Consider the following 14,381-nt stretch of genomic DNA (forward strand, 5'->3'; position numbering starts at 1 on the left):
CGCGCCGCGCTGCGGTCGTCAGCCCCGCCCGGTCGAGCCGAAGCCACCTGCGCCGCGTGACGAGGCGCTGAAGTCGTCGACCTCGCGGAAGGCCGCCTGCACCACCGGCACGATGACCAGCTGCGCGATGCGCTCCATGGGCGCGATCGTGTAGGCGAGGCTGCTGCGGTTCCAGGCGCTGACCATCAGCGGGCCCTGGTAGTCGCTGTCGATCAGACCGACCAGGTTGCCCAGCACCAGGCCGTGCTTGTGGCCCAGGCCGGAGCGCGGAAGGATCACCGCAGCCAGCCCTGGGTCGCCGATGTGGATCGCCATGCCGGTGGGGATCAGCACGCTGGCGCCAGGCGCCAGTTCCAGCGGCGCGTCCACGCAGGCGCGCAGGTCCAGGCCGGCGGCGCCGGGCGTGGCGTAGGCCGGCAGGGTCTCGCGCAGGCGCGCGTCAAGAATCTTGAAGTCGATGCGGTGGGTCATGGATGCGCCAACGGTGGGACGGGTTCAGCGAGGTGGCGCCAGCCGGGCGGCGATCTCGCGCACCAGCTCGCGGGCGAGCGCCAGCTTGTCGAGCGGGCGGCCGTCGGCGGGCAGCGGCTGTTCGCCGTGTGCGTCGACCAGCAGCAAGGTGTTGTCGTCGCGGCCGAAGGTGGCCGGACCGAGGTTGCCGACGATCAGCGGCACCTTCTTGCGGACCCGCTTCTCGCGCGCGTGCTGGGCCAGCTTCTCGCTCTCGGCCGCGAAGCCGACGCAGTACGGCGGCTGCGGCAGGGCCGCGACGGCCGCGAGGATGTCGGCGTTCTCGGTCAGCTCGAAGGTCGGCGCGACCTTCTTGCCGTCCTTCTTGATCTTGTGCTGGCTCAGCGCGGCGGGCCGCCAGTCGGCCACCGCGGCGGTGGCGACGAAGACGTCGTGGCGGGCTGCCGCCGGCAGCACCACGTCGTGCATCTGCGCGGCCGATCGCACGTCGATGCGCTGCACGCCGCGCGGCGTGTCGAGGTGGACCGGCCCGGCGACCAGGGTGACCTCGGCGCCGGCCTCCCGGGCTGCGCGGGCGATCGAGAAGCCCATCTTGCCGCTCGACAGGTTGGTGATGCCGCGCACCGGGTCGATCGCCTCGAAGGTCGGCCCGGCGGTGATCAGCATGCGCACGCCGGCCAGCGGCTTGGGCGACAGCACGGCGATCAGTTCCTCGACGATCTGCGCGGCTTCGAGCATGCGGCCGTCGCCGACCTCGCCGCAGGCCTGCTCGCCGGCGTCGACACCGAGCGCGACCGCGCCGTCGGCGACGACCTGGCGCAGGTTGCGCTGGGTGGCGGGGTGGGCCCACATCTCGCGGTTCATGGCCGGCGCGATCACCAGCGGGACGCGCTCGGCGCCGCTGCCCCAGGGGCGCGCCAGGCAGGTCAGGCCGAGCAGGTCGTCGGCGCGGCCCTGGGCCAGCCGGGCGATGCAGTCGGCCGTGGCCGGCGCGACCAGGATGGCGTCGGCCCCGCGCGTCAGGTTGATGTGCGGCATGCCGTTGGGCTCGCGCGCATCCCAGATGTCGCTCGCCACCGGGTGGCCGGAGAGCGCCTGCATCGTGTCGGGCGTGATGAAGCGGCGGGCGCCCTCGGTCATGACGACGTGCACATCGGCGCCGGCCTTGACCAACAACCGCAGCAGCTCGGCCGACTTGTAGCAGGCGATGCCGCCGCTCAGGCCCAGCACGATGCGCAGGCCGTCCAGGTCACGCCGCGCGGACGGGCGAGGATCGTTTTCGGGGGTCCGGGTCATGGGGCGCGAGTCTAAACGGGGGGCTGGCGCAGCCTGGCCGGCCCGGTTCCATCTGTCATGAACCCAAGGCAGCAACGCAGACGCGACGCACAGACAATCGGCGCCCATCGATCGAACGCCCCTGCCCCGAGACATGACCGCACCGTCGCAAACCATCCGTCCGCTCAAGCCCATGCTGGCCCCGGTGCTGGCCACGCTCCTGATGCCCGCCGCCGCGCTGGCCCAGACCGCTCCGGCCCGTCCGGCCACCGTCACCCCGGCACCCGCTGACGCCGCCCAGCCGGGCGAGGACGGCGCGGCGCGGCTCGAACGGGTCGAGATCACCGGCGCAGCCGTCGAGACCGCGATCCGCCGTGAATCGACCGCCGCCAAGACCATCATCGGCCGCGACGAACTGGACCGCTACGCCGACCAGAGCGTCGCCGAGGTCCTCAAGCGCCTGCCCGGCGTGACGCTGGGCGGGCGACCCGGCCGTGGCGGCGCCGTGCGCATGCGCGGCATGGGCAGCGGCTACACGCAGATCCTGATCAACGGCGAGCGCATGGGCGCGGGCCTGTCGCTCGACGACCTGACGCCCGAACAGCTCGACCGCATCGAGGTGCTGCGCGCGCCGACCGCCGAGACCGGCGCGCAGGCCATCGCCGGCACGATCAACATCGTGCTGCGCGAGGACGTGCGCAAGCGCCTGAACAGCGTCAACCTCGGCATCACCGACGAGGACGACCACCTGCAGCCGAGCGCGAACTGGAGCCGCGCCGACCAGCTCGGCGACTTCAGCTACAACCTCAACGCCCACCTGATGCGCAGCGACCGGCTGACCGACAGCCGCAGCAGCACACGCGAGACCAGCACCCCGCTGGCCGGCGGCGCCGAGGCCGTCACGCTGGACCAGACCGACACGAGCGAGAGCCGCGACTGGCGCAACGCCGCCCACCTCGGCGGACGGCTGCAATGGAAGCTCGGGCCGGCCGACACGCTGTCGCTGTCGCCCTTCGCGATCCTGTCGCACGGCGGTGGCGACAGCCGCGCCAGCCGCCGCACCGACACCGGCACGGCAGACTTCGACACCGCGACGCAGCAGACCGAGCGCGATTTCCGCCTGCTGCGCCTCAATGGCCAGTGGACCAGCCGCTTCGAGGGCGGCACCCGACTGGAGGCGCGCGGCGGCTACAGCCGCTCGAACTTTGACGCCGACACGCGCCGCACCGAGTCGCTCGGCGGCATCGACAACCGCAGCCAGCACGACATCACCTCGCTGGACGAGCAGTGGTGGAGCACCGGCGGCAAGCTCACGCGCAGCCTCGGCGGCGACCACCAGCTGGCCACTGGCTGGGAGTTCGAGCGCGGCCAGCGCGACGATGGCCGCAGCAGCGTCCAGACCCTGCTGCCGTCCGGCACGACCCGCTCGCTGCTGGCCGACTTCGGCGACAACCTGAGCGCGCGTACCCTGCGCAGCGCCTTCTGGGCCCAGGACGAATGGGCCGTCACCGGCCAGTGGGCGCTGCAGGGCGGCCTGCGCTGGGAATCCATCACCACCCGCAGCGACCTGGCCGACGGCCTGGTGCACAACCGCAGCACCGTGCTGAGCCCGCTGCTGCATGCCATCTACCGGCTGGAGGAAGGCGGCCGCGACCAGATCCGCGCCAGCCTGACGCGCAGCTACCGCGCCCCGACGCTGCAGAACATCGCCGCGCGGCCGAGCATCAACAGCCGCTTCCCGGCCAACGGCGCGAACACCGCCAGCAGCCCGGACCGCGCCGGCAACCCGGACATCCGGCCCGAGCTGGCGACCGGCCTGGACCTGGCCTTCGAGCGCTACCTCGACGGCGGCGGCGTGCTCAGCGCGAGCGTCTTCCACCGCCGCATCCACGACCTGATCCGCAACCAGACGGCGCTGGAGACGGTCAGCTGGTCGAGCGTGCCGCGCTTCGTGTCGCGGCCTCAGAACATCGGCAACGCCACCACCGAGGGCGTCGAGCTGGAGGCCAAGTTCCGGCTCGACGAAGCCGTTGCCAACGCCTGGCCGGTGGACCTGCGCACGGCCGGATCGGTGTTCCGCTCACGCGTGGATGGCATCGCCGGGCCGGACAACCGGCTTGACCAGCAGCCGGGCTGGACCGCCAACGTCGGCGCCGACTACAAGCTGCGCGAGCTGCCGTTGACGGTCGGCGGCAACATGGCGCTGACGCCGTCCTACGCCGTCCAGCAGTCGACCAGCCAGCGCAGCACGACCGACGCGCGGCGGGTGCTCGACGCCTACGCGCTGTGGCGCTTCAGCCCGGTGGCCCAACTGCGGCTGTCGGCCAGCAACCTGGTGCCACGCGACGAGACCTCGACCACCTCGGTCGCATCGGCCGACGCGACGAACGCGATCCAGTCGACCACCACGGCCTTCGAGCCCAGCCAGACCAGCTGGAGCATCCGGCTTGAATTGAAGCTGTGAACGTCAGCCCCCCGGCTGCGGCATACCGCAGCCACCCCCCGTGGGGGTGTCGGTCGGCTTGGGGCGGCCCGGCGCTCGACCGACGGCGCCTGCGGCCGGCCTGTGTCACCAGTTGGTGTCGCGGTCGGGCGTCGCGCCGATGCGGTGGATGGACAGGTCGGCGCCTTCGTATTCCTCTTCCTGGCTCAGGCGCAGGCCGAAGACCTGGCGCAGCAGCGCATAGACCGCCAGGCCGCCGAGCAACGCCCAGGCGATCGCCAGGACCGTGCCGATCAGCTGGCTCATGAAGCTGACGCCGCCCAGGCCACCGAAGGCAGGCTGGCCGAAGATGCCGCAGGCGATGCCGCCCCAGGCGCCGCACAGGCCGTGCAGCGGCCAGACGCCCAGCACGTCGTCGATCTTCCAGCGGTTCTGCGTCAGGGTGAACAGCTGCACGAAGATCGCACCGGCCACGCCGCCGACGATCAGCGCGCCGATCGGGTGCATCAGGTCCGAGCCGGCGCAGACCGCCACCAGGCCGGCGAGCGGGCCGTTGTAGGCGAAGCCGGGGTCGTTGCGGCCCATCAGCACCGCCACCAGCGTGCCGCCGACCATCGCCATCAGCGAGTTGACGGCGACGAGGCCGGAGAGCTTGTCGAGCGTCTGTGCGCTCATCACGTTGAAGCCGAACCAGCCCACCGCCAGGATCCAGGCACCGAGCGCCAGGAAAGGGATGCTCGACGGCGGGTGGGCGCTCATCGCGCCGTCCTTGCGGTAGCGGTTGGCACGCGCGCCGAGCAGCAGCACGGCGGCCAGGCCGATCCAGCCACCGACCGCATGCACGACCACGCTGCCGGCGAAGTCATGGAAGTCGGCGCCGAAGGTGGCGTTGAGCCAGTCCTGCAGGCCGAAGTGGCGGTTCCAGGCCACGCCCTCGGACAGCGGGTAGATGAAGGCCACGATCAGCGCCGTCGCCATGAGCTGCGGGCCGAACTTGGCGCGCTCGGCGATGCCGCCGGAGACGATCGCGGGGATCGCCGCCGCGAAGGTCAGCAGGAAGAAGAACTTGACCAGCTCGTAGCCGTTCTTCTGCGCCAGCGTGTCCGCGCCGGTGAAGAAGTCGATGCCGTAGGCCACCGTGTAGCCGACGAAGAAATAGGCGATGGTCGAGACCGCGAAGTCGACCAGGATCTTGACCAGCGCATTCACCTGGTTCTTCTTGCGCACGGTGCCGAGTTCCAGGAACGCGAAGCCCGCGTGCATGGCCAGCACCATGATGGCGCCCAGCAGGATGAACAGCGCGTCGGCGCCTTGTTGGATCGAATTCATGGAAAAACCGTGGGATGACAGGGGAAACGCCGGGCCCGGGACCGCACGCCGGCAGCGCACCGTGCACGCCGATCGCGCGCCAGGCGCACCAACTTAGCAAGCACCGTACCCATGTCGGTGCCTGCTGGCGAAGCGACGCCTTGCCGGGGTGCGGCCGACACCCCATCCAGCGCGTCGCCGCGTCCGACGCACCAACTCACGGCAACGACATCTCAAGAACGCACCACGGATGGACGTGTGCACCAAATCAGCTCATCGGACAGGCCTGACGAGCGGCCCGGACGGGCGGCGGCGATCGCAAACGTCGAATAGACCCTGAAGTCCCGATCGACGGCGTCGATGCTGCGCCGCATCAAGCCCGTACAATCGCGCCAGACGCAGCCACTCCAGTCTGGCCGCGTCGGTCACCTCCGACCTTCCTGCACCGATGGGCTCCACGACTGGCGCTTCCGCCTTGGAAGCCTGCAGCCCGTCGCCCCGCCACCGAGCGGGAAACCATCCCTCCATGAGTTTTGACGACCTGGGCCTGGCCCAGCCCATCCTGCGCGCCGTGCGCGAGGAAGGCTACGAGACGCCCACCCCCATCCAGCGCCAGGCGATTCCCGCCGTGCTGGCCGGCGGTGACCTGCTGGCCGGCGCGCAGACCGGCACCGGCAAGACAGCCGGCTTCACCCTGCCCCTGCTGCACCAGCTCGCCGCTGGCGAGCCGGTCAAGAACCGCAACGGCCGCCCGGCCATCCGCGCACTGATCCTCACCCCGACGCGCGAACTCGCGGCCCAGGTCGAGGAAAGCGTGCGCACCTACGGCAAGTACCTGCAGCTGACCAGCATGGTCATGTTCGGCGGCGTCGGCATGGGCCCGCAGGTCGACCGCCTGCGCCGTGGCGTCGACATCCTGGTGGCGACACCGGGCCGCCTGCTGGACCACCACCAGCAAGGCACGCTGGACCTGAGCCAGGTCCAGTTCTTCGTGCTCGATGAAGCCGACCGCATGCTCGACATGGGCTTCATCCACGACATCAAGAAGGTGCTGGCCATCGTGCCGGCCAAGAAGCAGAGCCTGCTGTTCTCGGCCACCTTCAGCGACGAGATCAAGACCCTCGCCGACCGGCTGCTGAACAAGCCGCAGGTGATCGAGGTGGCGCGCCGCAACACCACCGCCGAGACGATCGCGCAGCGCGTCATCCGCGTCGGCCGCGAACGCAAGAAGGACCTGCTGGCCCACCTGATCCAGAGCCAGAACTGGCACCAGGTGCTGGTGTTCACGCGGATGAAGCACGGCGCCAACCGCCTGTGCGAGTTCCTGAACAAGTCCGGCATCAGCGCCATGGCCATCCACGGCAACAAGAGCCAGGGTGCCCGCACCAAGGCACTGGCCGAGTTCAAGACCGGTGACCTGACGGTGCTGGTGGCGACCGACATCGCCGCGCGCGGCATCGACATCGACCAGCTGCCGCACGTCATCAACTACGAGCTGCCCAACGTCCCCGAGGACTACGTGCACCGCATCGGTCGCACCGGCCGTGCCGGCGCGCAGGGCGAGGCGCTCTCGCTGGTCTGCGTCGACGAGGAAGGCTTCCTGGCCGACATCGAGAAGCTGATCAAGCGCAGCATCCCGGCCGAGGTGGTCGCCGGCTACGAGCCCGATCCGGGCGAGCGTCCGGAGCCGATCCAGATCGGTCGCCGCACGCTCAACGGGGGTCCGCGTCGCGGGGGGCCGGCCGGTGGTGGCGGTGGCGGTGGTGGCGGCGGTGGCGGCGGTGGCCGTCCGGCCGCGCGTCCGCAGGGCTCGGGCGGCGGTCAGGGCCAGGGTCGCCCGGCGCAGGCCGGCGGCCGGCCGCAGGGATCGGGCGGTGGTCGTCCGGCCGGTGGTGGTGGCGGCGGCGGTGGTGGCAACGCCGGCAACGGCGGCGGCAACCGCCCGGCCCAGGGTCGCGGCCCGGGCGGCGGCTCGAACGCCCCGCGTGGCCACGCGCCGGCAGCACTCAACCGCGCCAAGCCGAGCCGCTGACGCCAACCCGCGCGCGGCCGCAAGGCCGTTGCGCAGGTCGAAAAAAAAACGCCTCACGAGGCGTCTTTTTCATGGCGGCGAGGAAAACCGGGCGGACTCAGTTCGGTCGTGCGGCGCTCATCCAGGCGCCATAGAGCGCCCGCATCGCCAGGCGATGCAGCGTCGCCGGCGGCACGCGCGGCGCATGTTCGCGCCGCAGTTCCCAGTCCGGCCAGACCGGCACCGGCGCGCGGCGCACCCAGCGCGCCGACCCCGGTTGGGCCTGCCGACCGGCTTGCTTCTGGGTCACAAAACCCAGATGCTGAAAAAAGGCTTGCGTGTCGCGAGCTTCTGCCGGTAACTCCAGCTCCAAGCTCGGCGCCCCGCAAGCACAGGCGACCTCTTCGCAATAGTTCATCAACGCGCGTGCCACGCCCTGGCCGCGGGCGGTCGGCAACACGCCCAGCGCCGAGACTTCGGTGATCCGCTCGCCGGGATGAACCTGCAGACGAACCAGGCCTGCGAGGCCCGATTCGGTGAATGCAACAGCAAACTTGTGACGCTCGTCACACAGCCAGTGTCCAATCGTCGACTGGTCGACGTCCGGAAACACCTCGGCGATCAGGCCCTGAAGACGTGGCCAGTCGCGGATCCGGGCCGCACGCACCCGCACGGCGGCGCCAGAGGCGAACATGCCGGTGTCGGAGAAGGCGGGAAGCGCAGACATGGATACCTCCAAAAGGGGGATTGCCTTCATGAACTTTGTGCGATTGTTCACAACTGCAATGACTCCATCATGTCAGGCAACGTGTCGTCACACCAGCGGGCGTAGTGGGTACTTTTCCCATGATTTTGGCTTTCATTCATCTTTGTCAACCGCTTGTCCAATCTCACCGGAGTTGTGGCAAGCAAATCAATCGGCGTGATTTAGCCCGGTCTTGACGCCGGACAGGCTCCAGTGCGCCCCAGCTTGCAGCACACCGCGCCCGTCGGCGAAGCTGATGGCACACAACCCAGGCGGAGTGCGACATGCTGGTGCAGATCCTTGGAGCGGCCGATTGCGTGACCGGCTCGCGCCACTTCGTGCGGGGTGCCGACGGGGCCACCGTGTTGCTCGACTGCGGCCTGTTCCAAGGATGGAAACCGCTGCGTGAACGCAACTGGCTGCCACTGGGCATCGCACCGCACAGCCTCGATGCGGTCATCCTGAGCCACGCGCACCTCGACCACAGTGGCTGGCTGCCGGCGCTGGTGCGCGAAGGCTACCGAGGGCGGATCTGGTGCAGCCCGGCCACCCGCGACCTGGCCGAGGTGCTGCTGCTCGATTCGGCGCATCTGCAGGAAGAGGACGCGCGGCGCGCCAACCGCGGCGGCTGGACCCGCCACCTGCCGGCGCGGCCGCTCTACACCCGGCGCGACGCGATCCGCGCGATCGAGCTGATGCGGCCGATCACGCCGCTGAAGGCGTTCAGCCCGGCCGCCGGCCTGACCGCGCGCCTGACGCCGGCCGGCCACCTGCTGGGCGCCTGCTCGGTGACGCTGCGCGACCGCCTGCACACCCTCGTGTATTCGGGCGACATCGGCCGCTCCGACGACCTGCTGATGCGCCCGCCGCAGACCGTTGCGGACGCGCCGGACCTGCTGCTGGTCGAGAGCACCTACGGCGACCGCCTGCACGACGCGCCCGACGAGCCGGCGCGGCTGGGCGAGATCGTGCGCCGCACGATCGATCGCGGCGGCAGCGTGCTGATGCCCACCTTCGCGGTCGGTCGTGCACAGATGCTGATGCTGGTGCTGCAGCGCCTGAAGCGCAGCGGCGAGTTGCCGGCCGGCCTGCCGATCTACCTCGACAGCCCGATGGCGCAGGCCGCCACGCGCATCCACCTGGCCCATCCGCGCCTGATGCGGCTGTCGCAGGCCGAGTTGCGCACGCTGTGCGACGGCGTCACGGCGGTCGAGGACGCGGCGGACTCACGCCGCCTGGCGCGCCGCAAGGGCGCGGCGGTGATCCTGTCATCCAGCGGCATGGCCACCGGCGGGCGCGTGCTGACGTACCTGGCGGCGATGGCGCCGGAGCCGCGCCACAGCATCGTCTTCCCCGGTTACCAGGTGGCCGGCAGCCGCGGTGGACGGCTGGTCGACGGTGCGCGCGAGATCAAGGTGATGGGCCAGATCGTGCCGGTGCGCGCCGAGGTGCACCACCTGCGCGGCCTGTCCGGCCATGCCGATGCGAACGGCCTGGTGGCCTGGATGCGCCAGCTGCCCGCACCGCCCCGGCAGGTGCTGGTGGTGCATGGCGAGCCTTCGTCCAGCGACGCGCTGCGGCTGCGCATCGAGCGCGAGCTGGGCTGGCCGGCGCGGGTGCCGCGACCGGGCGAATCGGTCGCGCTGGCAGTGGCGGACACCACCGGCGACTGAGGCGGACGACGCAGCCAGCCTCATCGGGCGGCGTCGGCCCGCAACAGGCTCAGGGGCGCGAACCGTCGTCGATGGCCGGCTTGCGCGGCGGCTTCTCGGCCTTGGCCGGCCTGGCGACCTTGTCGGCCCTCGCCGCCTTGTTCGAGGCCTTCAGATTCGCGGTCGACGCGGCGGCGCGGGACTTGAGGGCGGCCTTCTGGACGCCGGATTTCTGCATGCCGGATTTCTGCGCACCGGACTTCTGCAGGCTCGCCTTCTTCAGGCTTGCCTTCTCTGCGGCCGTCTTGCGGCCTTCGCCCTTGCCGGCCAGGTTCTGCCGGCTGGACGACTTCTTCGCCGCCGCAGTTGCAGCCGTGGCCTGGCGGCTGGCAGCCTTCTCCGCCGCCAGCTCGCGACGCGTCTTGCGCTCGCGCGCCGTCGACGCGGCACCCGGCGCCGGCGTCGCCGCCGGCATCTCGCCGAGCGCGGCGGCCGGTGCCGTCGGGGCCGTGGCCACCGGCGGCTGGACCGGCTGCGGCGGCACCGGCGTCGGCAGCACGATGGTCGTCGTGCCCGTGCGGGCCGCGTTGCCGCCGGCGGTGGAAGTCTGCGCACCGGCGGTGGCAGCGTTCAGGAGCAGGGCCAGCAGGGCGAGCGCGGCGGTCGTACGGGTCATCTTGTCTTCCTGTGCAGTCTGGGTGTGGCCGTCCGGGGACGGGATGGGAGATCAGTCGAAGCGGCCCTGGCGCAACCACTTGGTCGCGACCCACTTCTCGCCCTCGAGCACCGGCGCACCGCCGTGCAGCGTGCGCGTCACCGGATGGGCCCGGTCGTAGCTGAAGAAGACGGCGTTGCCCTTGATCGGCGCCACTTCCAGGGCCACGTCCGGGAAGGTCGTCGCGCCACCGCGGGTGGGCGTGTTCAGGTACATCACCAGCGTGCCGACGCGCTGGCCGCCACGCTTGAGGATGGTCGACGTACCGGGCTGGGCCGGGTCGAAATAGTCGTAGTGCGGCTTGTATTCGGCACCCGGGCGGTAGTGCAGCACCTGCACGCCCTCGCCGTTCTCGACCGGCCAGTTCAGCAGCGCGGCGATGCGCGCCTCGACCCGGCTGATCAGCTCGCTCTCGCCGCGACCGAAGAACATGCCCTGGCTGGTGCGGGCCTCGTTGACCTCGCTGCCGCCGGTGTCGTTGTCGACCGTCTCGGAGCGGGCCAGCCGCGGACTGGCCAGCGCCACCAGTGCATCGCATTCCTCGTCCGACAGGAGGCCGCCGAAGACCACCACCCGGGGCAGTCGCATCTGGGTCAGCACGGTGACGCGCCGCCCGGCGGCCTCGACATGAACCGGCGCACCGTCGAGCGAGGGCTCCGGCACCACCGAGCCCGGCGGCAGGTCGGCGCTGAGGCCCTGCTCGGCCAGGTGGGCGCTGAGGGTCTCCTCGAGCGCGGCAACCGCGACGTCCTCCTGCCAGCCGGCTTCCCGCATCGACGTCAGCACCGCCTCCGGACCGTGTCCGGCGCGGGCCTGCTCGATGATCCACAGGCGCAGTTCGGGGGTGGCGGTCTGGCGGTTCATGCTCGTCGTCGTCATCGCGGGATTGTCGCCCCGGGCGTCGCGGCGCTGCCTTGAGCCGCGCCCAGGATTGATTCGAGATGTCACGCCTGACGCCGCCGGAAGACCAGCCGGTCGGGCTCGGAGACCTCGGGTGCGTAGGCATAGCCACCCAGGTTGAAATCGCCCAGCTGGCTGACGCGCTGGATACGGTTCGTGATCGCGTGGCGTGCCATCAGTCCGCGGGCGCGCTTGGCGTGGAAGCTGATGATCTTGTAGCCGTCGTCCTTCCAGTCCTCGAACACGCAGTCGATGACCCGGACCGGTCCGGCGGCTTGCAGCACCGAACGGCGCACGGCCTTGAAGTATTCCTGCGAGGCCAGGTTGACCAGCACAGGCTGGCGCTGGCCGGCCAGGCGTTCGGCCAGGTCCAGCGAGATCGTGTCGCCCCACCAGTCGTAGAGGTCCTTGCCGCGCGCATTGGCCAGCCGCGTGCCCATTTCCAGGCGATACGGCTGCAGGGCATCGAGCGGACGCAGCAGGCCGTACAGGCCCGACAGGATCAGCAGGTGCGACTGGGCCCAGCGCAGGTCGGCGGGCTTGAGCGTGCGGGCGTCCAGGCCGTCGTAGACGTCGCCGTTGAAGGCCAGCACGGCGGGCTTGCTGTTGCGGCGGTCGGACTCGGGCTGCCAGGCGGCGTAGCGGGCCGCGTTGAGCGTGGCCAGCGGGTCCGACAGGTCCATCAGCTCGGCGATCTGGGCGGGGCTGCGCTCGCGCAGCAGGCCGATCAGCTCGGCGGCTTCGGCCATGTAGCGCGGCTCGGTGGCGTTGACGCGGGTGGGCGTCTCGTAGTCGAGCGACTTGGCTGGCGAAAGGACGAACAGCATGGGGGAGGCGCAGCGGTGGCAGAGCGAAAGCGGCGCGGATTATCGGCGCGCACCACAATCCGCGTGCAGCCCCCGGCCTGCCCCGGCCGCCCCCTCGCCACGACTCCTTGCCACGACCCGGTCCCCGCCTTGAACCGCCCCGCTTCCCACCGCCCCGCCACGACGCCGCCCGATGCCGATCAGGCGCCCTGCCCCTGCGACCTCGGCGAGTCCCGCCGCCTGCGCCTGGCCGACTGCTGCGGCCGCTGGCACGGCGGCGCGCTGCACCTGCAGGCGCCGGATGCGCTGGCGCTCATGCGCTCGCGCTACAGCGCCTATGTGCTCGATCGGCTGGACTACCTGCGCGAGACCTGGGACCCGGCCCGTTGCCCCGCCGACCTGGCTCCCAACGAGCCCGGCCTGCGCTGGCTCGGCCTGAGCATCCGTCGCCACGAGGTGATCGATGCCGACCACGCGCGCGTCAGCTTCGTGGCCCGCAGCAAGTCCGGTGGCAAGGCCCACCGGCTGGTCGAGACCAGCCGCTTCGAGCGCCGCGACGGGCGCTGGCTCTACATCGACGGCGACGTCGGCGAGCCCGGTCCGGTCGCCTGAGGCGGGGTCAGCCCCGCCGCCAGGAACTCCAGGCGCACGGCAGCCGAGTCCAGCCGGACGAAGAAGTGCGCCATCAGCAGGCAGATCAGCGCACCGACGACGGCGCTCGACAGGCTCAGCGTCGGCACCACCGCGGCCTGGAGCGACGGGGCCATCCCCATGCCCAGGACATGCACGCCCCTGAGCGCCTCGGCGATCGGCAGGAACAGGTCAGATTCGAGCCAGCGCATGCCCAGCTGCGCCAGGATCATCCCGGCGAACAGCGCCATCGCCGCACCGCGCGACCAGGTGGCGCGCCGCAGCAGGCCGAGGCCGACCAGCGCCAGCAACGCCGCCATCGGCGCCAGCAGCAGCGGCCGCTCCGGCAGCACCAGTGAACCGCAGAGCACGGCCAGGCCGAACAGCGTCATGGACCAGCCCAGCGCGCTGATGTCGCGGGCCGGTTCGGGCAGATCGTGTGCGGACATGCGCGCCATCATGATTCATCCGTTGGGGGGAACACCACGCAAGGGTCAGAGTGACAACTCAACATGGTTTCAATTGACTTGAGTTGTAGTCTGACTCAATGACTACAAGTTGTTGCAGGTATTGTCCCGGACAAGGCTGCAATCGTTCCCGTCGCCCTCGACGGGTTGTCCCTCTGATATCGGCCGGCGCAGCGACCCTTCTAGACTTGACCGGATGCAAGAAGACCAGATCCAGCGTTTCTTCACGACCTTGCAGGTCGCCAACCCGATGCCGGCCTCGGAACTTGAATACAGCTCGGTGTTCGAGCTGCTGGCCGCCGTGCTGCTGTCGGCCCAGGCGACCGATGTCGGCGTCAACAAGGCGACCCGGCGGCTGTTCCCGGTGGCCAACACGCCGGCGCGCATCCTGGCGCTCGGACTTGACGGGCTGATGGCGCACATCCGGACCATCGGCCTGTACCGGAGCAAGGCGCGGCACCTGATCCAGACCTGCGAGATCCTGATCCAGCGCCATGGCGGCCAGGTGCCGCGCAGCCGCGAGGCGCTGGAGGCGCTGCCCGGCGTTGGCCGCAAGACCGCCAACGTGGTGCTCAACGTCGCCTTCGGCGAGCCGACCTGCGCGGTCGACACGCACATCTTCCGGGTCGGCAACCGCACCGGGCTCGCACCGGGCAAGACGCCGCTGGCGGTCGAGCTGAAGCTGCTCGAACGCATCCCGGAACGCTTCCGGGTCGACGCCCACCACTGGCTGATCCTGCATGGCCGCTACGTCTGCCAGGCCCGCAAGCCGCGCTGCGCGGCCTGTTCGGTGGCGGACTGCTGCGACTTCAGCCCCAAGACCACCGCAACCTGAGGCCGCTCGCGTCTGCCCAAGGCAGGCCTGCGCCCCCTAGGGGGGCAGCGAACGCCGTGAGCGTGGGGCTCCAGGCCACCCGCCGGGCCGCCCCAAGGCAGGCCTGCGACCCCTCGGGGGGCA

General features: G+C 70.8%; 13 protein-coding genes. 5 read left to right on the plus strand and 8 right to left on the minus strand.

What is annotated here, in order from left to right; genetic code table 11:
- Positions 1-18: 18 nt before the first annotated feature.
- The gene (dut, locus tag Q8X39_RS08015; protein WP_305749124.1) at positions 19-471 is read right to left on the minus strand and encodes a dUTP diphosphatase; all 453 of its coding nucleotides are present in this window, start codon (positions 469-471) and stop codon (positions 19-21) included.
- A gap of 24 nt (positions 472-495) precedes the next feature.
- Positions 496-1,767, minus strand: a complete 1,272-nt coding sequence (gene coaBC / locus Q8X39_RS08020; protein WP_305749125.1) for a bifunctional phosphopantothenoylcysteine decarboxylase/phosphopantothenate--cysteine ligase CoaBC — start codon at positions 1,765-1,767, stop codon at positions 496-498.
- 133 nt (positions 1,768-1,900) lie between these two features.
- On the opposite strand from coaBC, the gene Q8X39_RS08025 reads away from it, so the two are divergent.
- On the plus strand, positions 1,901-4,210 hold the full coding sequence (locus Q8X39_RS08025) for a TonB-dependent receptor plug domain-containing protein (RefSeq protein ID WP_305749126.1): 2,310 nt from the start codon (positions 1,901-1,903) through the stop codon (positions 4,208-4,210).
- A 105-nt stretch (positions 4,211-4,315) separates the two neighbouring features.
- Here the strand turns inward: Q8X39_RS08025 and Q8X39_RS08030 are convergent, their stop codons facing one another.
- On the minus strand, positions 4,316-5,518 hold the full coding sequence (locus tag Q8X39_RS08030) for an ammonium transporter (protein WP_305749127.1): 1,203 nt from the start codon (positions 5,516-5,518) through the stop codon (positions 4,316-4,318).
- Positions 5,519-6,023: 505 nt separating this feature from the next.
- On the opposite strand from Q8X39_RS08030, the gene Q8X39_RS08035 reads away from it, so the two are divergent.
- A complete protein-coding gene (locus Q8X39_RS08035) occupies positions 6,024-7,529 on the plus strand; it encodes a DEAD/DEAH box helicase (RefSeq protein WP_305749128.1) in 1,506 nt (501 codons plus the stop codon).
- Positions 7,530-7,626: 97 nt separating this feature from the next.
- Here the strand turns inward: Q8X39_RS08035 and Q8X39_RS08040 are convergent, their stop codons facing one another.
- On the minus strand, positions 7,627-8,235 hold the full coding sequence (locus Q8X39_RS08040; protein ID WP_305749129.1) for a GNAT family N-acetyltransferase: 609 nt from the start codon (positions 8,233-8,235) through the stop codon (positions 7,627-7,629).
- Positions 8,236-8,537: 302 nt separating this feature from the next.
- Here Q8X39_RS08040 and Q8X39_RS08045 point away from each other — a divergent pair, with 302 nt between their 5' ends.
- The gene (locus tag Q8X39_RS08045; RefSeq protein ID WP_305749130.1) at positions 8,538-9,926 is read left to right on the plus strand and encodes an MBL fold metallo-hydrolase RNA specificity domain-containing protein; all 1,389 of its coding nucleotides are present in this window, start codon (positions 8,538-8,540) and stop codon (positions 9,924-9,926) included.
- Positions 9,927-9,975: 49 nt separating this feature from the next.
- Here Q8X39_RS08045 and Q8X39_RS08050 read toward each other — a convergent pair whose 3' ends face one another.
- The 3 genes from Q8X39_RS08050 to yaaA form a co-directional block, all read right to left on the minus strand.
- Entirely contained in the window at positions 9,976-10,581 is a 606-nt protein-coding gene (locus Q8X39_RS08050; RefSeq protein ID WP_305749131.1) for a hypothetical protein, read from the minus strand.
- Positions 10,582-10,632: 51 nt separating this feature from the next.
- The gene (locus Q8X39_RS08055; protein ID WP_305749132.1) at positions 10,633-11,499 is read right to left on the minus strand and encodes a 2OG-Fe(II) oxygenase; all 867 of its coding nucleotides are present in this window, start codon (positions 11,497-11,499) and stop codon (positions 10,633-10,635) included.
- A gap of 65 nt (positions 11,500-11,564) precedes the next feature.
- Complete coding sequence (gene yaaA, locus Q8X39_RS08060; RefSeq protein WP_305749133.1) at positions 11,565-12,347, minus strand: peroxide stress protein YaaA; 783 nt, start codon at positions 12,345-12,347, stop codon at positions 11,565-11,567.
- Positions 12,348-12,476: 129 nt separating this feature from the next.
- On the opposite strand from yaaA, the gene Q8X39_RS08065 reads away from it, so the two are divergent.
- Positions 12,477-12,938, plus strand: coding sequence for a YchJ family protein (locus Q8X39_RS08065; protein ID WP_407067981.1), 462 nt, complete (start codon positions 12,477-12,479; stop codon positions 12,936-12,938).
- On the opposite strand, the gene Q8X39_RS08070 is transcribed toward Q8X39_RS08065, so the two are convergent.
- The gene (locus Q8X39_RS08070) at positions 12,896-13,405 is read right to left on the minus strand and encodes a hypothetical protein (protein ID WP_305749134.1); all 510 of its coding nucleotides are present in this window, start codon (positions 13,403-13,405) and stop codon (positions 12,896-12,898) included. The genes Q8X39_RS08065 and Q8X39_RS08070 overlap by 43 nt on opposite strands.
- A gap of 214 nt (positions 13,406-13,619) precedes the next feature.
- On the opposite strand from Q8X39_RS08070, the gene nth reads away from it, so the two are divergent.
- Complete coding sequence (nth, locus tag Q8X39_RS08075) at positions 13,620-14,258, plus strand: endonuclease III (protein ID WP_305749135.1); 639 nt, start codon at positions 13,620-13,622, stop codon at positions 14,256-14,258.
- The last annotated feature ends 123 nt before the right edge of the window (positions 14,259-14,381 follow it).

The organism is Leptothrix discophora (genome assembly GCF_030705305.1).
Classification (GTDB): domain Bacteria; phylum Pseudomonadota; class Gammaproteobacteria; order Burkholderiales; family Burkholderiaceae_C; genus Sphaerotilus; species Sphaerotilus discophorus.